The 19149-nt window shown below is 58.7% G+C and carries 18 protein-coding genes; 9 read left to right on the top strand and 9 right to left on the bottom strand.

From position 1 onward, the window contains the following. Nucleotides 1–32 precede the first annotated feature (32 nt). Both JEM67_RS14750 and JEM67_RS14745 read left to right on the top strand, forming a co-directional pair. Nucleotides 33–1913: a potassium transporter Kup gene (locus tag JEM67_RS14750; RefSeq protein ID WP_199635971.1), complete on the top strand. Its 1881-nt coding sequence runs from the start codon at nt 33–35 to the stop codon at nt 1911–1913. Nucleotides 1914–2012: 99 nt separating this feature from the next. Further along, on the top strand, nt 2013–2318 hold the full coding sequence (locus tag JEM67_RS14745; protein ID WP_199635970.1) for a cupin domain-containing protein: 306 nt from the start codon (nt 2013–2015) through the stop codon (nt 2316–2318). Here JEM67_RS14745 and JEM67_RS14740 read toward each other — a convergent pair. After that, the gene (locus tag JEM67_RS14740; protein ID WP_199635969.1) at nt 2315–2908 is read right to left on the bottom strand and encodes a TetR/AcrR family transcriptional regulator; all 594 of its coding nucleotides are present in this window, start codon (nt 2906–2908) and stop codon (nt 2315–2317) included. The two genes, JEM67_RS14745 and JEM67_RS14740, sit on opposite strands and share 4 nt — an antisense overlap. Before the next feature lie 141 nt (nt 2909–3049). Here JEM67_RS14740 and JEM67_RS14735 point away from each other — a divergent pair, with 141 nt between their 5' ends. From JEM67_RS14735 to JEM67_RS14725, 3 genes are read left to right on the top strand one after another with little or no spacing between them, the layout of a single operon-like run. Next, complete coding sequence (locus JEM67_RS14735) at nt 3050–4105, top strand: sugar phosphate isomerase/epimerase family protein (RefSeq protein WP_199635968.1); 1056 nt, start codon at nt 3050–3052, stop codon at nt 4103–4105. Between the two features lie 29 nt (nt 4106–4134). Beyond that, the gene (locus JEM67_RS14730; RefSeq protein WP_199635967.1) at nt 4135–5031 is read left to right on the top strand and encodes an alpha/beta fold hydrolase; all 897 of its coding nucleotides are present in this window, start codon (nt 4135–4137) and stop codon (nt 5029–5031) included. Beyond that, nucleotides 5021–5926: an alpha/beta hydrolase gene (locus tag JEM67_RS14725; RefSeq protein WP_199635966.1), complete on the top strand. Its 906-nt coding sequence runs from the start codon at nt 5021–5023 to the stop codon at nt 5924–5926. The genes JEM67_RS14730 and JEM67_RS14725 overlap by 11 nt, the downstream gene beginning before the upstream one ends. Nucleotides 5927–6015: 89 nt before the next feature. On the opposite strand, the gene JEM67_RS14720 is transcribed toward JEM67_RS14725, so the two are convergent. Beyond that, complete coding sequence (locus JEM67_RS14720) at nt 6016–7449, bottom strand: NAD-dependent succinate-semialdehyde dehydrogenase (protein ID WP_199635965.1); 1434 nt, start codon at nt 7447–7449, stop codon at nt 6016–6018. Nucleotides 7450–7679: 230 nt separating this feature from the next. On the opposite strand from JEM67_RS14720, the gene JEM67_RS14715 reads away from it, so the two are divergent. Next, a complete protein-coding gene (locus JEM67_RS14715; protein WP_199635964.1) occupies nt 7680–8507 on the top strand; it encodes an AraC family transcriptional regulator in 828 nt (275 codons plus the stop codon). Nucleotides 8508–8565: 58 nt separating this feature from the next. On the opposite strand, the gene JEM67_RS14710 is transcribed toward JEM67_RS14715, so the two are convergent. Together JEM67_RS14710 and JEM67_RS14705 are read right to left on the bottom strand one after the other, a co-directional pair. After that, a complete protein-coding gene (locus JEM67_RS14710; protein ID WP_199635963.1) occupies nt 8566–8982 on the bottom strand; it encodes a MarR family winged helix-turn-helix transcriptional regulator in 417 nt (138 codons plus the stop codon). Then, nucleotides 8982–9344: a GIY-YIG nuclease family protein gene (locus tag JEM67_RS14705; RefSeq protein ID WP_199635962.1), complete on the bottom strand. Its 363-nt coding sequence runs from the start codon at nt 9342–9344 to the stop codon at nt 8982–8984. Before JEM67_RS14705 ends, JEM67_RS14710 begins: the two co-directional genes overlap by 1 nt. A gap of 361 nt (nt 9345–9705) precedes the next feature. Between JEM67_RS14705 and JEM67_RS14700 the strand changes: the two genes are divergently transcribed. Beyond that, the gene (locus tag JEM67_RS14700) at nt 9706–10368 is read left to right on the top strand and encodes a DUF2239 family protein (RefSeq protein WP_199635961.1); all 663 of its coding nucleotides are present in this window, start codon (nt 9706–9708) and stop codon (nt 10366–10368) included. 135 nt (nt 10369–10503) lie between these two features. Next, entirely contained in the window at nt 10504–11469 is a 966-nt protein-coding gene (locus JEM67_RS14695) for a DMT family transporter (protein WP_199635960.1), read from the top strand. A 33-nt stretch (nt 11470–11502) separates the two neighbouring features. On the opposite strand, the gene fusA is transcribed toward JEM67_RS14695, so the two are convergent. The 5 genes from fusA to JEM67_RS14670 form a co-directional block, all read right to left on the bottom strand. Beyond that, nucleotides 11503–13608, bottom strand: a complete 2106-nt coding sequence (gene fusA, locus JEM67_RS14690; protein ID WP_199635959.1) for an elongation factor G — start codon at nt 13606–13608, stop codon at nt 11503–11505. Nucleotides 13609–13809: 201 nt separating this feature from the next. Then, the gene (locus tag JEM67_RS14685) at nt 13810–14847 is read right to left on the bottom strand and encodes an ABC transporter ATP-binding protein (protein ID WP_199635958.1); all 1038 of its coding nucleotides are present in this window, start codon (nt 14845–14847) and stop codon (nt 13810–13812) included. Then, nucleotides 14844–16427, bottom strand: a complete 1584-nt coding sequence (locus JEM67_RS14680) for an ABC transporter permease (RefSeq protein ID WP_199635957.1) — start codon at nt 16425–16427, stop codon at nt 14844–14846. The genes JEM67_RS14685 and JEM67_RS14680 overlap by 4 nt, the downstream gene beginning before the upstream one ends. Nucleotides 16428–16452: 25 nt before the next feature. Beyond that, nucleotides 16453–17469, bottom strand: coding sequence for an iron ABC transporter substrate-binding protein (locus tag JEM67_RS14675; protein WP_199635956.1), 1017 nt, complete (start codon nt 17467–17469; stop codon nt 16453–16455). Nucleotides 17470–17701: 232 nt separating this feature from the next. Next, nucleotides 17702–18604 carry a LysR substrate-binding domain-containing protein gene (locus JEM67_RS14670; RefSeq protein ID WP_199635955.1) on the bottom strand — a complete coding sequence of 301 codons (903 nt, stop codon included), beginning with the start codon at nt 18602–18604 and terminating at the stop codon, nt 17702–17704. A gap of 121 nt (nt 18605–18725) precedes the next feature. Here JEM67_RS14670 and JEM67_RS14665 point away from each other — a divergent pair, with 121 nt between their 5' ends. Then, nucleotides 18726–19121, top strand: coding sequence for a VOC family protein (locus JEM67_RS14665; RefSeq protein ID WP_199635954.1), 396 nt, complete (start codon nt 18726–18728; stop codon nt 19119–19121). The last annotated feature ends 28 nt before the right edge of the window (nt 19122–19149 follow it).

The following is a 19149-nucleotide window of genomic DNA, read 5'->3' as shown; positions in this document are numbered from 1 at the left end:
AATAGAGTGCAATGGGCCAACAGGGGTGTCCGATGACTGCAGAAAACGAGTTGGAACAAACGCCAAAAATGAGCCTGCCTCTGCTGGCCGGTGGCGCGTTGGGCGTGGTGTTCGGCGATATTGGTACCAGCCCGCTGTATACCCTGAAAACCGTGCTTTATCTGTCTGGCGATGCGCCGTCCGCACCGGTGATTCTCGGATTGTTGTCGCTGATTTTCTGGACACTGGTGATAGTGACCTCGCTCAAATACGCCATGTTCGCCATGCGGATCGATAACCGCGGCGAGGGCGGCATAATGGCGCTGATGTCGCTGCTGGTCAGCAAAAAGAGCGCCCGGCCGATGGTGGTCTTTGCCGGCCTGTTCGGCGCGGCGCTGATTTATGGCGATGGGGCGATCACCCCGGCGATCTCGGTATTGTCGGCGTTGGAAGGGTTGAACATCGTATTGCCCGAATCCAAACCCTTCATTTTACCGGCGGCGGTAGTGATTCTGGTCAGTCTGTTCGCCATTCAGCCACTGGGCACTGCGCGTATCGGCAAGGTGTTTGGCCCGATCATGGCGCTGTGGTTTTTCTCGATCGCCGCTCTGGGCGTTTGGGGTATTATCCAACATCCGGCGGTGCTGATGGCCATCAACCCAGAGTACGGCGTGGCGTTTTTGTTCTCCAATGGATTAACCAGTTTTCTGGTACTGGGCGGGGTGTTCCTTTGCGTCACCGGCGCAGAAGCGTTGTACGCCGATATGGGTCACTTTGGCAAAAAACCGATCTGGCTCGCCTGGTTTGGCATCGTGTTCCCCAGCCTGTTGCTGAATTATGCCGGGCAGGCCGCCCTGATCCTCTCCGGTGCCGATGTGACCCAGAATATTTTCTTCCGCCTGTGCCCGCCGATAATGCAAATACCCTTGGTGATCCTGGCTACCCTTGCCACCATCATCGCCAGCCAGGCGATCATCAGCGGGGCCTTTTCCATGACCCGTCAGGCTATCCAGCTTGGCTGGTTGCCGCGCCTGCGGGTGAAGCAAACCACCGAGGAGAGCTATGGCCAAATTTACATCGGCGCCATCAACTGGTTGCTGATGACGGTGACGGTCTTTCTGACGGTGTTCTTCAAATCCTCCGATAACCTGGCCGCCGCCTACGGCATCGCCGTGTCGCTCACCATGATCATGACCAGCGGGTTGCTGTTTGTGGCGATGCGTGAGGTGTGGCGTTGGGGAATGGTCACCAGTTTGTTGGTTGCGGGGGGCTTCTTTATCGTCGATCTCAGTTTCCTGTTGGCAAACCTCAGCAAGGTGATGCAGGGCGGTTATGTGCCGTTGCTGCTGGCCAGTCTGGTTTATGGCGTGATGCTGATCTGGCATCGCGGCGTGGCGGCGGCTTCACGCACGCTCGGTGAAAAGAGCCTGCCGCTGGCGGATTTCCTGGCGCAGATCAAAGCGCAGGCCATTCCTCGGGTGCCGGGTACCGCGATATTTCTTACGCGTAATCTGAATGGCACGCCGCCGGTGATGAAATGGCACGTCAAACGTAACGGCTCGCTGCACGCCGATGTGTTGGCGCTGAACATCATGATTGTGAACGAACCACGGGTGGCGAACACCGAGCGACTGGTGATGCGTCAGTTATCACCGGGCTGCTGGTGCGGCGTGGCCAGTTACGGCTTTATGGAGCGGCCCAATATTCCACGATTATTGCACCACGCAGAGGCGCAGAAAACCGGGTTGAATTTTGACGACGCCACCTATTACCTGGGGCATGAAACCGTGGTGCGCCGCGAAGACAACGACAGATTACCGGCGTGGCAGCGCAGCATCTTTGCGCTGATGGTGCGTAACGGCATGCACGTGACGGATTACTACTATCTCCCCAGCGATCAGGTGGTGGAGATCAGCCGCCGGGTACCGGTGTGACGGCCTGGTTATAGGTTAAAAGCAACGGTTATTTAGCCGCAGGTATGGCGCGCGCTATAGTGCGGTGGCGCGATGTGCGCGGCTTTGCTCTGAGGATCTATGTCACTATTCGATCTTACTGCTCTGGCTGCCGGTTTGCCGCAGGCATGGGGTTCCAGCATTCTGGGGCGCGTCGGTTCGGCCAATATCAAAGTGCTGCGAATGGATCAGCGTGCCATTGACGATGAGGTTCACGAATACCATGAGGCGCTGCTGGTGATCGCAGGCAAACTGCGGTTGGCGGTGCAGGGCGAGGAAATTACAGTGAACGCCGGGCAACTGTATCAGGCCGCGGCCGGCGTACCGCACCGCGTGTTGGCGGGCAGCCACGGCACGCTGGTGATTATTGATTTACCCGAGAATTAATGCCGGCTGTCCAGCGCGGACAACGCCACGTTAACCGCCGTCAGCAGCCGTTCTTTTGTGACGCCGTCACGGGCTTGTATCGATAATCCGTGCAAAAAGACCGCGAAATAATCACCGAGGCTGTCGGCGTCGGTATCCGCCGGTAACTCCCCGTTTTTCACCGCCAGCCGCAGCCGCTCAATAATGCCTTGGGTACGCAGCAGGCGGTGTTCCGCCAGCCAGGTTTTGATGCCGTTGTTTTCAGCGCTGACGCTGGCGGCGGAAGAGACCACCATGCAACCCTGCGGCAGATCGGTACGGCTGTAGAGTGCCACCGCGTCTTCCAGCAGGCGCTTTATCGCCGCCCGCACACCGCTTTCCTCGCTGAACGCGCGCTCGGCAAAGCCGCCTTCATGGTTTTCGTAGCTGGCGATGGCTTCGCGGAACAGCAATTCCTTCGAACCGAACGCCTTGTAAATGCGCGCTGAGGCGATACCCAGCTCGGCCACCAGATCCGACATCGAAGTGCCTTCGTATCCCTGACGCCAGAAGAGATCCCGTGCTTTCAGTAATGCCTGTTCGCGGTCGAATTCGCGTGGTCTGCCTGCCATCGGTCGGCTCCTGTTTGCCTGTCATTCAGTGAGATAGGATCGCTTAAATCGCCTCTGACGCCAACGAATTTCTAAAATCTGCTTGCTGCGGGATTCATTTGAGCCTATTGTTTGTCAATCGACAACCAATTGGAGTTTACGATGAAAACCTTGAAAGGTCCAAGCCTGCATCTCGCACAATTCAGTGACGATGCCGTCCCCTTTAACAGCCTGCCCGCCATTGCGCAATGGGCGGCGGACACCGGCTTTAAAGCGCTGCAAATCCCCGCGTGGGATCGTCGCCTGTTCGATTTGGCTACCGCAGCGGAAAGCCAGACATACTGCGATGAACTGATCGGCATGTTGGCAGACAAGGGGCTGGTAGTCAGCGAACTGACCACCCACATTTTTGGTCAGTTGATGGCGGTGCATCCGGCTTATGACGCGTTGTGCGACAGCTTTGCGCCGCCGGCGCTGCACGGTAACCCGCAGGCGCGCGGCGAATGGGCGCGGCAACAGTTGCTGTTGGCGGCCAAAGCTTCCGCGCGGCTGGGGCTGAGCGACATGGGCACCTTTTCCGGCTCACTGGCGTGGCCCTATTTGTTTCCGTTCCCGCAGCGCCCGGCCGGGTTGATAGAGACGGCGTTCGATGAGTTGGCGAAACGCTGGTTGCCGGTGCTCAATGCCTGCGACGAGCAGGGCGTAAACCTGTGTTATGAAATTCACCCCAGTGAAGACCTGCACGACGGCGTGACGTTTGAAATGTTTCATCAGCGCGTCGGCGGCCACCCGCGCTGCCAGATCCTGTTCGACCCGAGCCACTTTGTGCTGCAACAGCTGAACTACCTGGATTACATCGATATTTATAAAGATTTTATCCGCATGTTCCACGTCAAGGACGCCGAGTTCAACCCAACCGGCCGACAGGGCATTTATGGCGGTTACCAGTCGTGGACCGAACGCGCCGGGCGTTTCCGCTCGCTGGGCGACGGCCAGGTGGATTTCAAAGGCATTTTCTCCCGGCTGACGCAGCACGGCTACGCCGGTTGGGCGACGCTGGAATGGGAATGTTGCCTTAAGCACCCGCAGGACGGCGCCCGTGAAGGGGCGGCTTTTATCCGCGACCATATCATCAACGTCACCGACAAGGTGTTTGATGACTTTGCCGGCGCGCCGGTTGACCAGCAACAGATCAATACCTTGCTCGGTCTGCGCTGAGCCGCGCTATTCCACCCCGGAGAATACCCATGAAAATGCAAAATAACGGGTCCATGCTGAATGGACCTGAACCCGAACACGTCTATGCACGGGTCAACGGCAACCGCATTCACTGCGTCACCCTCGGCGAAGGCCGGCCGGTGTTGCTGATCCCTGGTTGGCCGCAGACCTGGTATACCTGGCGCTATGTGATGCAAGCACTGGCAACGGCCGGCTTTAAGGCGATTGCGGTGGACCCGCCGGGTATCGGCGATTCGGATAAGCCCACCGGCGGTTACGACACCGGCAGCGTCGCCGCCGTGTTGCACCAGACCATGCTGCAGCTTGGGCACCCAAGTTATTCATTGGTCGGCCACGATATTGGCATGTGGATCGGCTATGCGCTGGCCAGCGACTATCCGCAGGCGGTGGAAAGACTGGTGCTGACCGAAGCGGTGATCCCAGGGCTGGCCCCCGCACCGCCGATTTTTGTGTCGCCGGACCAAAACATCTTCCTGTGGCATTTCATGTTCAACCAACTGGCGGATCTGCCGGAGGCCTTGACGCTGGGGCGCGAGAGGGAGTATCTCGGCTACATCTTTAACCGCTGGTCTTATCGCCGCGATCGGGTGGCCGCAGAAACTTATATTGCCGCTTATTCTGCACCGGGTAGCCTGCGGGCCGGTTTTGACTACTACCGCGCCATTCCCGAGACCGTGCGGCAAAACCAACGGCGTGCCGAGACCCGGCTCGAGATGCCGGTGATGACCATCGGCGCAGAACACGCCACAGGCGATGCGCCTTTTGTCACATTACGGGATAACGCCGTGGATCTGCGGGGCGAGACGGTCGCCGGCTGCGGCCATTTTATTACCGAAGAGTGTCACGAGGCGTTTATCGCCCTGGTGGTGCCATTCTTGTCGGAGGCGCAGACCGATGCCGCTTGATACGCAGATTGCCCGTTTTCTGGCGGATACGGCAGGTGCTGCGGCACCCGGTTCCCTGGCCGAGATGCGCGCCGCCGCCGAGGCCGGGCTGTTGCAACTGCAGGGCGAAGTGGAAGCGAGCTGCGGGGTGCGGGATTTTGCGATAACCGCCAACGACGGCCATAACATCGCCATTCGCGCTTATCTTCCGCTGAGCGCGGGGGAAGAATCCTTGCCAGCCATGTTGTACGCCCACGGCGGCGGCTGGTGCCTGGGGTCGTTGGCGCTGTATGACCGGCCTTGCCAGGCGCTGGCTAATGCTACGGGCCGATTGATCCTGTCGGTCGATTACCGGCTGGCGCCGGAGCATCCGTTCCCTCGGCCGCTGGAGGATTTTTACCAGGCATTGTGCGCAGTGGTTGAGCAGGCGGATGAGCTGGGGATTATCGCCGGGCGCATCGCGGTTGGCGGCGACAGCGCAGGCGGCAATCTGGCGGCGGCCGTGGCGTTGCTGGCCCGCGACCGCGAAGGGCCGCAAATCGAACATCAACTGTTGCTGTATCCGGCGCTGAGCGGCGCGATGAATACCGCCAGTTACGACGACTACGCGCAGGGGTATTTCTTGACCCGGGAAGTGATGGCGTTTTGCTGGGAGACGTATTTGGGTAAAGAGGAGAAACCGCGTGACCCTTACGCCGAGCCATTGCATGCAATAACCTTGGGGCGATTGCCACCGGCGACCATTCTGAGCTGTGAGTACGATCCGTTACGCGATGAGGCCGAGCTGTATGCGCAACGGCTGCGTGAGGACGGGGTGGCGGTGCGCTGCGAGCGGTTGCCGGGCATGGTGCATGCCTGCATCCATATGCTGGGGTTAACCCCGGCGGCACGGGTGCTGTTCGACAAGGCCGCTTAACCTTTTGTTAGTGTGCTGAATGTTGCGCCTGGTGTAACTAATGCCCCGCATTTGGACTGCGGGGCATTGGCGTTTCCGGCTGCGGGAGTTTAACGGCCAGCGACGGTGACGAAGCGGGTCTCCAGATAGGACTCGATCGCTTCGCTGCCGCCTTCGGTGCCGTGACCGGAGTCTTTCACCCCGCCAAACGGCGTTTCAGGCAGGCCGAAACCGATATGGTTGATGCTGAGCATGCCGCATTCCACATCGTGCCCCAGCGCGGTTACCGTGGCGATGCTGCGGCTGTAGGCATAAGCGGCCAGACCGTAGGGCAGACGGTTGGCCTCGGCTATCGCTTCCTCATAGGTGGCAAACGGACGCAGCAGGGCGACCGGGCCAAACGGTTCTTCAGACATCGCCCGCGCGCTCAGCGGGACGTCGCGCAGCACCGTTGGCTCAAAGAAGTTGCCGCTGCCCGGCAGACGGTTGCCGCCGGTGCTGGCCTTGGCGCCCTGGTCGATGGCGTCCTTCACGAAGGCGTCGATGGCGGCGACGCTGCGCTCCAGCACCATTGGCCCCATGGTCACGCCTTCATCCAATCCGTTGCCCAGCTTGATGTCGCGCACCGCTGCGGTGAATTTCTCTACAAAGGCTTCATAGACGCCTTGCTGGATCAGGAAACGGGTTGGGGCGATACAGACCTGGCCGGCGTTGCGGAACTTGGCCAGTGCCAGCTCTTTGGCGGCGGCGTCGAGATCGGCATCGTCAAAAATCAACACCGGCGCGTGGCCGCCCAGTTCCATGGTGGCCTTTTTCATATGCTGCCCGGCCAGCGCCGCCAAATGTTTGCCCACGCGGGTGGAGCCGGTGAACGAGATCTTGCGAATGCTCGGGTGCGGGATCAGGTATTCGGAGATGTCCGCCGGGGTGCCGTACACCAGCGCGATCACGCCGGCCGGGATACCTGCGTCGGCAAAGACTCTGATCAGCTCTGCCGGTGAGGCCGGGGTTTCTTCCGGGCCTTTTATGATGATCGAGCAACCGGCAGCCAGCGCGGCGGACAGCTTGCGCACGATCTGGTTGATCGGGAAGTTCCACGGCGTAAAGGCGGCAACCGGGCCGACCGGCAGCTTAAGGGTTTGCTGTTGAACATCGCGGCTGCGGGCAGGGATGATTTGGCCGTAGGTGCGGCTGGCTTCGCCGGCAAACCAGTCAATGACGTCCGCCGAGTTAAGGATCTCAACCTTGGCCTGCGCTACCGGTTTACCCTGTTCCTGCGTCATGATGGCGGCGACAGAGTCTGCGCGTTCGCGCAGCAAGGCGGCGGCTTTACGCATCAGGATGGCGCGCTGATAGGCGGAGGTGTCGCGCCAGAGTTTAAAACCGCGTTCGGTAGCGGCCAGCGCCAAATCGAGATCGGCCTGTGCGGCGTGCGCCACGTTGCCAATGACCTCATCGGTAGCGGGGTTGGTGACCGGCAGGGTTTTGCCGGCAACTGCGCTGCGCCATTGTCCGTCAATATAGAGTTGAGTATCTGGATACATTGTTGCCTCTTACTTTCAGGGAGTTAAACACCGTTTCCCGCTCTGCGGCGGGATAATCAAAGCCGCTGACGCCGCTCAACAGGCGCCAGTCGATGGGTAAAATACCCTACGCCGAATGAGCGCGATCGTCCAGGGAACTGCGTTGCGCACTACTCAAACGGCGTTGGTTTGACTATCATACAAGCCAGGTTCGGCCTTGATGCAGGGCGGTTGCAGGAGATGGAGGTAGAGTGCAGGGTGTTCCACAGCAGTTCCCCTTCGAAAAAGATTGCGCACAGTTCCGGCAATTGCCGCAATTGCCGGGCGTAGAGCTTTACCACGCCCATATCGAGCGTTATGTCTTCGAACCGCATACCCACGACGCTTTCGCCATCGGCACCGTCGATGTCGGCGCCGAGCGTTTCCGTTATCGTGGCGCACAGCATCTGGCGGCACCAGGTTCGCTGGTGCTGATGAACCCGGATGAGCTGCACACCGGCGAGGCGGAAACGGCCGGTGGCTGGAATTATCGGATGCTCTATCTTGAACCCGGGGCGCTGGAGTTGTTGTCCGGCGAGCAGGGGTTTTGGTTTACCGATGCGGTACGCCAGGATCCGCAGGCGGCGCGGCAACTCTCGGCGACGTTGGCCGCCCTGTGGCAAGCGCGGGATCCGATGACGATTGACGACCTGCTGCTGCAAGTGGTTGCGATTTTCCGCCCCCACGCACGTATCGCCCGGCCGCTGAAAGATGAACCGGCACACCGTTTTGACATCGTCAAAACCTACCTGCGCGATAACTTTTCCGCCGCTATTACGCTGGATCAGTTGGCGGCGCTGGTGTCGCTCAGTCCGTATCATTTTTTGCGCAAATTCAAAGGCGAATACCATGTATCGCCCCAGCAGATGCTGATGGCGATCCGCCTTGCGCAAGCCAAGTTGATGCTGGGGCGCGGCATGCCGGCCGCGCAGGTAGCCGCGGCTGCGGGGCTAACCGATCAGGCGCATTTAACCCGTGCTTTCGCCAACCGTTACGGCGTCACGCCCGTGCGCTATCAAAAACAGGTCATGGCCCGCTAAGTATCGCCATTAATGTATGCCCAGCTTTTCGATACTGACGGCGTTGCTCAGGAGAGTATTAAGGCGCATCTGCCAGCGTTAGCATTGCGGCGAAAACAGTTGCAACCACTGCCGGGGTAAATGACTCGAGAGCTTTTGTGCCAACACTCGCTGCGGTTTCACGCGCCACGTTCACCAATACACGGCCGGGCGCGCGAAGCACGACCTGACGAAGCCCATTGGTGCTGTCGCGTGCTACGAGGCCAATTTTTTCGAGAACGATCAATTGACGCACAACAGCTGATTGCGGTTTACCAACCTGCTCCCCGAGTATTGAGATATTTACCCGATCGCCGTCCGATCTCGCGATAACATTCAGTAGCGTAAAGTCACTGAAGCTGATGCCATGATATGTGCCCAATTCATCGTCAAGCTTAAGTTGCAGACTGGCGTGAGCACGATATAACGCCAAACAAAAATCGAGATTTGTGTTCATCAAGGTTTCTTCCTGGGTTCGTCGTAGCTAAGTTGGTCGGGGCAGCGGATTTCCTGGCGCCACAGGCTCACCAACATTTCCAATTCCTGCGCGGTATCGAAAGCGGGATCTTCACTGGCTTTAACCCTGTCGAGTACCTCAAAGAGAAAGTTACTCTCACCATGCTCGACCCAATCCTGCGCAAGTCTCATGTTTCGATGTTGCGCATATCGCAGTTCAAAACGATGCCGGTTGAGTGTGCCTTGAACGTTAGCACTGCCTGCAACTAATACTCGCCCCGTAATCTTGTTACGGATCGCATACACCCCCGCTCGGGTTTTCGTGTCCAGGTACTGCCGTTTCAGCGCTTGTTTGTCTGTCATCATCCCTCCTCTTCGTTTCCGGTAAGTCATGGTGTTGTTGTCAGCGGTATGCGTTTTCACGAATAATACCCGGATAATATTCCCTGTCAATAATACCCGGGTAAATATACTTATCGCGGTACCGCATGAAAATTTGGGGTTGATGGCGAATGGGGCAGACAGCCCCTGGAAGAGGGCCTCTCATCATCGCTAAATGGGGTTATAGTCTGAATTTACTGTTGTTATGAGTCACCGGTAGTTACAAGTTTCGCGGGTGTCGTCAAAAAGGTGACTAATCAGAATGAAGCTGTCTTCATCATATTTACTATTAATTTTATCCGGGTATATTAAGGGTCCTTAACATCCCATTGAGGTTGAATGCATGTCTGAATACCTGTCGAAGGCTTCGACAGCCTTTGGTGACCAACAGTTGCTGTTCTCAGGTCCGTTGGTTGAGGTTGCACTTGCCGTTAAAAATGAGCTCGAAAAGGGATCGTTAAGAACATTTCTTGTTTTTGATGATATGACAGGTAGCGTGATCGACTTGGACCTGCGAGGGTCCGATGCTGACGTTGTAGAGAGGCTTTCCTGTCCTCCCCAGCAATTTACGGGGCGTTATGCCACCCGCCGGGACAAATCGGCAGAGACGGTGGAAGACGATTCTGCAGAATCGAAAGGGCGGGGTCGGCCAAAATTAGGTGTCGTTGCTCGCGAGGTAACCTTACTGCCCAGTCAATGGGACTGGCTAACCACCCGACCCGGCAGCGCATCCGCTATACTCAGGCGTCTGGTAGACGAAGCCATGCATTCGGAGGGGGCGCGTGAACAAAAACGGGCAGCTCATGAGGCTGCTTATCAGTTCATGCAGGCGATCGCCGGAGACTTGCCTGGCTATGAGGATGGAATTCGTGCGCTTTTCGCAGACAATCGTACCAAACTTGAACAATGTATTGCAGCATGGCCTGTAGACATTAAGACTTATACTCTACGCCTGGCTTTCGGTTCATCAGATCAGCCCACTAAGAGATCTACCAAGACCGGCTAAAATATCACCATACAAAAAACAGGCTTAACGTAGTTTCCCAGGTTGGCCCGCTAAAACAGCAACCTGCTACAATATTGCCACGAGCAATTAGGCTACGCTGCCCCTGAAATGTATTCACGGGTTGATGGAGTCATTATGTTTGTTGGCGTGTTATTTGCCCTCTCGGCTGGGCTGATGTGGGGGCTGATTTTTGTCGGCCCGGTATTAATCCCCGAATATCCTGCGGCGTTACAGTCCACCGGGCGTTACCTGGCCTTTGGCCTGATCGCCTTGCCGTTGGCATGGCTCGATCGCCGCCGGTTGCGAAAGCTGCAGCGTAAAGACTGGCTTGAAGCGCTCAAACTGACGGCTATCGGCAACCTGCTGTATTACCTGTGCCTGGCCAGCGCCATTCAACGCACCGGCGCGCCGGTTTCCACCATGATTATCGGCACGCTGCCGGTGGTGATTTCGGTCACCGCCAACCTGTTCTACAGCCGGCATGACGGGCGGCTTTCCTGGCGGAAGTTAACGCCGGCGTTGGTGTTGATCGCCTGCGGGCTGGCGTTCGTCAACGTCGCCGAACTGAAGGGCAATACGGCACCGCTCGATCTCTGGCGCTATATCAGCGGTCTGGGGCTGGCGCTGTTGGCGGTGGCTTGCTGGACCTGGTACCCGCTGCGCAATGCCCGCTGGCTGCGGGAAAACCCAGACCAAAGGCCAGCCACCTGGGCGACGGCGCAGGGGGTAGTCACCTTGCCGCTGGCGTTGGCGGGTTACCTGTTGGTTTGCGGCCAGTTGGCTTTCACTCAGCCGGAATTCGCGCTGCCGTTTGGGCCAAGGCCGGACGTGTTTGTCCCGTTGATGATTGCCATCGGCATGCTGTGTTCGTGGATTGGCGCGCTGTGCTGGAATGAGGCGAGCCAGCGCTTGCCGACGGTGTTGGTGGGGCCACTGATCGTCTTCGAAATTCTGGCGGGGCTGGCCTACACCTTCATGCTGCGCCAGACGTGGCCGCCGCTGTTGACGCTGTGCGGTATCGCCTGCCTGATGATCGGGGTGGTGTATGCGATGCGCATCAAGCCGCAGCCGGTGGTCGTGCGGTTGGCAGAGAAAGAGTGACGCCTGCCGCGTAGGCGGCAGGCAGTGAACCCCTTAACGTTTACTGTGGTGAATGATCTCTTCGGCCACGTTGCGCGGCGCTTCGGCGTAGTGGCTGAACTCCATGGTGTAAGTCGCGCGGCCTTGGGACATCGAGCGCAGGGTGGTTGAGTAACCAAACATCTCGGACAACGGCACCTTGGCGCGGATCTCCTTGCCGCCGCCGCCGGGGATATCCTCCATGCCTTGCACCAGACCGCGCCGCGACGACAGGTCGCCCATCACGCTGCCGGCATAGTCTTCCGGCGTTTCCACCTCTACCGCCATGATCGGCTCCAGGATCACCGGGTCAGCCTCGCGGCAGGCGTCTCTAAAGCCAAAGATCGCCGCCATGCGGAAGGCTTGCTCAGAGGAGTCGACGTCGTGGTATGAGCCGAAGGTCAGATGCACTTTGACGTCAACCATTTGATAGCCGGCCAGCACGCCGTTGTTCAGCGCCTCCAGCACGCCTTTTTTCACCGCAGGAATATATTCGCCCGGGATCACGCCGCCCTTGATTTCATCGAAGAACTCGAAGCCTTTGCCCGGTTCGTTCGGTTCCACCGTTAACACCACGTGGCCATATTGGCCTTTACCGCCGGACTGCCGCACAAATTTGCCCTCCACGTCGACCACGCGTTTGCGGATGGTTTCGCGGTAAGACACCTGCGGTTTGCCGGTGGTGGTCGCCACGCCAAATTCACGGCGCATGCGATCGACGATAATTTCCAGGTGCAACTCGCCCATGCCGTAAATAATGGTCTGACCGGAGTCTTCGTCGGTGCGTACGCGGAACGACGGGTCCTCGGAGGTGAGGCGCTGTAGCGCGATGCCCATTTTTTCCTGGTCGGCTTTGGTTTTCGGTTCAATCGCCTGCGCAATCACCGGTTCCGGGAACACCATTTTCTCCAGCGTGATAATGGCGTTAGGGTCGCACAGAGTGTCGCCGGTGGTGACGTCTTTCAGCCCCACGCAGGCGGCGATATCACCGGCGTGCAGTTCTTCGACCTCTTTGCGATCGTTGGCGTGCATCTGCACGATGCGACCAATGCGCTCTTTTTTGTCTTTGATCGGGTTATAGACGCTGTTGCCTTTGGCCAGCACGCCGGAATACACCCGAATGAAGGTCAGTTGGCCCACGAAGGGGTCGGTCATCAGCTTGAACGCCAGCGCCGAGAATTTTTCGTCGTCGGCGGCCCGGCGGATGATGATATTGTCGTGCTCGTCATGGCCTTCCATCGGCGGAACGTCGAGCGGTGAGGGCATCAGTTCGATCACCGCGTCCAGCATGCGTTGTACGCCCTTGTTGCGGAAGGCCGAGCCGCACAGCATCGGTTGGATTTCACCGGCTATGGTGCGCAGGCGCAGGCCGCGAACAATCTCTTCTTCGTTCAGCGGTTGCTGGTTGAGGTATTTGTCCATCAGCTCTTCCGAGCCTTCGGCGGCAGCTTCAATCATTTTATCCCGCCATTCTTGTGCAGAATCGCGCAGTTCGGCCGGGATCTCTTCAAAACTGAAACTCATGCCCTGCGAAGCTTCGTCCCACAGGATGGCCTTCATGCGCACCAAATCCACCACGCCGGTGAAGTGGTCTTCGGCGCCAATCGGGATGACGATCGGCACCGGATTGGCTTTCAAACGTTCGATCATCATTTTACGCACGCGGAAGAAGTCGGCGCCGACGCGGTCCATTTTGTTGACGAACGCCAGCCGCGGCACTTTATATTTATTGGCCTGCCGCCAGACGGTTTCTGACTGCGGCTGCACGCCGCCCACCGAGTCATAGACCATGACCGCACCGTCCAGCACGCGCATTGAGCGCTCGACCTCGATGGTAAAGTCAACGTGTCCTGGGGTATCGATAATATTGATGCGGTGCTGCGGATAATTATGCTGCATGCCGTTCCAGAAGCAGGTGGTCGCCGCCGAGGTAATGGTGATGCCGCGCTCTTGTTCCTGCGCCATCCAGTCCATGGTGGCCGCACCGTCGTGCACTTCGCCCAGCTTGTGACTGACCCCGGTATAAAACAGAATCCGCTCGGTGGTGGTGGTTTTGCCGGCATCAATGTGCGCCGAGATGCCGATATTGCGGTAGCGTTCGATAGGGGTAGTACGTGCCATAATTAACCTTTCTTAGCTGCCTTAAAGAAGGGCGGCTTAAATAGCATGAATAATTATGATAATCCTCGATGGGTTACCTTCTGGACCTTCAAGTGAATGAATCGGTCACAGAGTAATCGTAGTTGATGAAGGGGGATTTACTAAGCAATGGCTGCGATAGGTGGAGGCTGAATGATCGGGGCGGCGAACCGCCCTATAACGTTACTCGGCGAAGATATGCGCCTGCCCGATAATATTCAGGCTGACGTGGGAACCGGCGCGGATGCCTTCGCGGCTGACGGTTTTGATTTCGATAGCAGCGTCGCTGCCGCTCATGCGCAGGTTGAGGGTTGAGACAAAACCGGCGAAATCGATGCTGGTGACCACCGCCTGGCCCTGTTGCGCCGGCTCGGACAGGCTGATTTGGATCTGTTCCGGGCGCAGCATAATGCGGGCCGGCCCCTGACGGCGGCGATCGTCCACCGCAATCCGGCCCAGAACGCAATCGGCCCAGCCGTGTTCAAGTTTGGCGGAAAGCACCAAGGTTTCCCCCAGGAAGGTGGCGGTCGGTTCATCCACCGGCCGCAGATAGAGATCCTGCGGCGGGCCCACCTGCGCCAGCCGACCATTGCGCATCACCGCGACCTGATCGGCAAACGACAGCGCCTCCGACTGATCGTGGGTCACCAGAATTGACGCCACCTTGGCTTCCGCCAGCAGTTCCGCCACCGCTTTACGGGTTGCGGCGCGCAGGCCGGTATCCAGGGCGGAGAAGGGCTCGTCCAACAGCATCAGCTTGGGTTGCTGGGACAGCGCGCGCGCCAGCGCCACCCGCTGCTGTTGCCCGCCGGAAAGTTCATGCGGCCACAGCGCGCCCAACCGCCGATCCAGCGCCACCATGTCCATCAACGCATCAACATGCCGCTGCTTATCACGCTTGCTGCCCTTCAGGCCGAAACCGATATTCCCGGCCACGGTAAAGTGCGGGAACAGCGCGCCGTCCTGCGGTACAAAGCCAATGCCGCGCAGATGCGCCGGTACCCAGCCGCTGCCGTTGGCCATCGGCAGGCCTTGCAAGATAACCTTGCCGCTGTCCGGTATTTCAAAGCCGGCGATAATGCGCAGCAAGGTGGTTTTTCCCGAGCCGGAAGGGCCGACAATCGCGGTACGGCTGCCCTGTGCCACCTGCAAATCCACGTGCTCCAGTACCTTGACCGAATTATAGGACTTACCGATACCCTGCAGTTGAAGCGTGCTCATAATCCCGCCGTGCGTTTAGATTGAGAATAAAGAAGCCAGGTCAATGGCAGCGATAACGCCACCATAATCAGTGCGTAAGGTGCAGCCGCCACGTAGTCGATCTCGCTGGTCAGCGCCCAGAAGCCGGTCGCCAGCGTGCGGGTACCGTTCGGCGCCAGCAGCAGCGTCGCGGTCAGCTCATTGGCTATCGCCAGAAACACCAGCGCTGCCCCGGCCGCCGCGCCGGGTGCGGCCAGCCGCAAAGTGGTGCTCCACAGCGCCTGCGCCGGCGAGCGGCCAAGGCTGCGCGCCACGTTTTCCAACTCCACCGGTGCCTGGGCAATACCTGCACGCAGGTTGATCAATGCCCGTGGCATAAACATCAGCAAGTAGGCCAACAGCAGGGTGATTTCCGTCTGATAAATCGGCCGGAAGCTGTGAATGGTAATGGTCACCAGCGCCAGCGCCACCACGATGCCGGGCAGCGAGCTGGTGACGTAATTGCAGCCTTCCAGCAGCCGATACAGCCGTGCCGGATAACGAACCGACAACCAGGCCATCGGGATGGCGCACAGCGTGATAAGCAACGCGCCGCTGGCGGCCAGCGACAGCGTTTGCAGCAACGCGGGCAGTAAATCCGTATTGCGCCAGACCTCAATCCCGCCCAGCGTCAGCCAGCGGGCCAGGGTGATAAAGGGCACGCCCAGCGCCAGCGCGCTAAGGCTCAATGGCAGTAACAGGGCAAGCAGAGTCGTCACCGGCCCCAGGCGGTAGGGGGTTTGGCTGCGGGCACTGCCGGAGCCGACCCGGGCATAACGCGCGCGGCCGCGGCTGGCGGCCTCCAGCAGCAGTAAACCCAGGCAGCACAGCACCAGCACCCCGGCCAGCATGTTGGCTGCCGGGCCGTTAAAGGTGGACTGGAACTGATCGAAAATGGCGGTGGTGAAGGTGTCAAAACGGATCATCGCGTACAGACCGTACTCCGCCAGCAGATGCAGCGCGATCAGTAACGATCCGCCCCAGGTCGCCAGTTTGAGCTGCGGCAGCACCACGCGGAAAAACACCGCCAACGGCCGGGTACCGAGCGAAGTGGCGACGTCTTCAATGCCGGGGTCCAGGCGGCGCAGCACCGCTGCGGCAGGCAGATAAATAAACGGGAAGTAGGCAAGGACCGAAATGAATACTCCGGCTCCCAGCCCATGCATCGAGGGCACCAGGCTGATCCAGGCATAGCTTTGCACGAATGCCGGAACCGCCAGCGGTGCGGTCGCCAGCAGCGACCAGATGCGGCGGCCCGGCAGCGTGGTGCGCTCCGTGAGCCAGGCCAGTGTGACCCCCAGAATGGCGCAAATTGGCAGCGTGAAGACCACCAGTAACAGGGTATTGAGCAACAGTTCGGCCACCCGGGGGCGGAATACCAGAGCTTTTACCGTCTGCCAGCCGGTTTCAAACGCCACGCTGACGACAAACCCCAGCGGCAACAGGGCCAACAGGGAGAGTAAAAGGGCGGCCGCCACGATAAACAGCCCCGGCTGCTGATGCCGCCGGGTGGTGGTGTAACGCGTCGTGGCGCCGGTGGCGTTGAGGCCAATATTCGACATAAGGTAAAAACTCTCTAAAACCGGCTTACAGCAGCCCGGCCTCGGTCATCAGTTCAACTACTTTTTTACCGTTCAGCTGCGAAGCGTCGATTTTCGGCGCGTCCAGCTCTTTCAGCGGCACCAGTTTAGGATTGGAAGCTGCGTTCACGCCTACCGCATATTCGAAGGCGTTATTGGTACGCAGAATGTCCTGGCCGTTCTTGCCGGTGATCCACTTCACGAAAGCCTGAGCCTGCTGTTGGTGTTTGCTGGAAGCCAGCACGCCGCCGCCGGAGGTGCTGACGAACGCGCCCGGATCCTGGTGTTTGAAGTAATAAAGTTTGACGTTTTTGCTGTTTTCGCCGGTCTTGGCACCGTCGACGAACGGATAATAGTGATAGATCACGCCGCTGTCGATTTGGCCGGCATTGACCGCTTTCATCACCGTGCTGTTGCCCTTATAGGCGGTGAAGTTGGTTTTCATCGCTTTCAGCCATTCCAGCGTGGCCTTTTCGCCTTTCAGCTCCAGCAGCGCGCTGACGATCGCCTGGAAATCTGCGCCAGACGGCGACGCGGCCCAACGGCCTTTCCATTCCGGCTTGGCCAGATCCAGCAGTGATTTAGGCAATTGCGCTTCGGTCAGTTTCGCCGGGTTGTAGACGAATACGGTTGATCGGGCGGCAATGCCGATCCAGCGGCCATGCTGTGGGCGGTACTGCGGTTCGACTTGCGCCAGCGTCGCGGCATCCAGCGAGGCAAACAGCTTGGCGTTGTCCACCAACACCATCGCCGGGGAGTTCTCCGTCAGGAAAACGTCGGCGGGGGATGCGCTGCCTTCCTGCACCAGTTGGTTGCCCAACTCGCTGTCACCGCCGTTACGCAGAGTCACCTTGATGCCGGTGTCTTTGGTAAAGCCATCCACCCAGGATTTCACCAGGTTTTCGTGCTGGGCGTTATAAATAACGATGCCGTCATCGGCAGGGGCCGCATGAGCGGAAAACGCCAGCATCATTGATGAGGCGAGCAGGGCAACGGGGCCTAGAGAAGAAAGACGCAGCTTCATACTGTTATCCTTTTTGGAGGTCGAAGAAGAAAAGCGAATATCGCCTGGCAAGCGCAAGCAGGCCCGATTGTAGCCAAGAACAGTCATAATGATAGTGAAAACGATTCGTATTAAATTATTTTTTGCATTCGCTCATAAATTAACTCGCCCTAAGGAAAAATTAAGCTTCAGCCTGAATACTCTGAACTGATTGTCTAATGTCGAAAGAATTCATTCGGTTGAAAATATCCCTTCACGCGCTCGCCTTCTCAGGATCCGCCATCTCACTCTCAAACCAGTCTGCCAGTTGCGCTACGGCGCGGCTGTGCTTGCCGTCGGGGTTGCTGACAAAATAATGTGCGGCGCCCGGCAGCGAGTACTCGAACGGCGCCACCAGCACGCCACTCTCCAGCGCATGCTGCACCATCAGTTGGCTGGCGATAACCGCGCCCTGGCCGGCGATTGCCGCCTGAATGGCGTGGGCTTCGTCGGTAAAGCGCGGGCCGGCGTCGACCGTCAGCGCCGCCGGGCCAAACTCGCTGCGCCAACGCGGCCAATCGGGGGAGGGTTGCGGCACCTGGCGGCCATCGATGTGTATCAGCGTGGTTTGCAACAGATCCGCGATTGAAGCGACATTTAACTGCGGGCTGACGACCAGCACGAAGCGGTCCTGTTGCAGCAATCGCGGCGACAGCAGGTCATCCGGCCTGTTGCCGTAGCGGATCGCCGCATCAATCTGTTTGCTGCGTAAATCCACAATGCGGTCATCGGCGTGCAACCGCAGGTCGATGGCGGGAAACTGCCGCATCAGCGCCGGCAAACGCGGCACCAGCCAGTGGGTGATTAGCGCCGTGGTGGCAGACAAGGTCAATACCGCCGGCCGCTGGCGTTCACCGATGTTTTCCACCGCCGTTTGCAACAGGTTGAACGCCTTCGCGCTGGCCTGTTGCAGGATCTTGCCGTCGTCGGTTAATTCCACCTTGCGCGGTGTTCTTTCAAACACGCTGACGCCCAGCAGGCTTTCCAGCAGCCGAATTTGGTGGCTGATGGCCGTCGGCGAAACGCCAATTTCTTCGGCGGCCAGTTTAAAACTCTGCAGTCTGGCGACCGCGTCAAAAGCCCGTAGTGCCCCCAGGGGCGGCAGTTTTCTTTTCATGATGAGCTATTTTCATCTTTGGCTGAGAACTATGACTTTGAATTGCCTTTTGGTGGCAGGTTATTTTCTGTATGCAGGTTAACAGATGAAAATTACTCAGCCAACTAACCAGGAGATAACCATGTCTGCATCATCGGTAAAACAGCTACGTCTGGTGATCACCACCGAAGATTTTGATAACGCCCTGGCTTTCTACCGCGATCGGCTGGGGTTGACCCAGCTCGATGCGGTGCCGCCAGACAGCGGCAGGGTGGCGATTCTCGAGGCGGGCAAGGCCACGCTGGAGCTGGTGGAGCCCGCCACCGCCGCTTATATCGACCAGATAGAAGTGGGCGAACGCGTCTCCGGTTGGATCAGGGTGGCATTTGAGGTGACCGATATTGCCGCAACCACGGCCAGTCTGGCGCAGGGCGGTGCGCAGGTCTTGTCTGAGCCGCGGGTTACGCCCTTCAATTCGATCAATAACCGGCTGGAAGCGCCGGCCGGATTGCAACTGACGCTGTTTCAACCGCTGTAAACAAATACCCGCCATTTTGGCGGGTATT

Source organism: Serratia sp. PAMC26656 (genome assembly GCF_016469055.2).
In the GTDB taxonomy this organism is placed as follows: domain Bacteria; phylum Pseudomonadota; class Gammaproteobacteria; order Enterobacterales; family Enterobacteriaceae; genus Serratia; species Serratia plymuthica.
The sequence above is the reverse complement of the archived record's forward strand: the minus strand, read 5'-3'. Positions and strand labels throughout refer to the sequence as shown.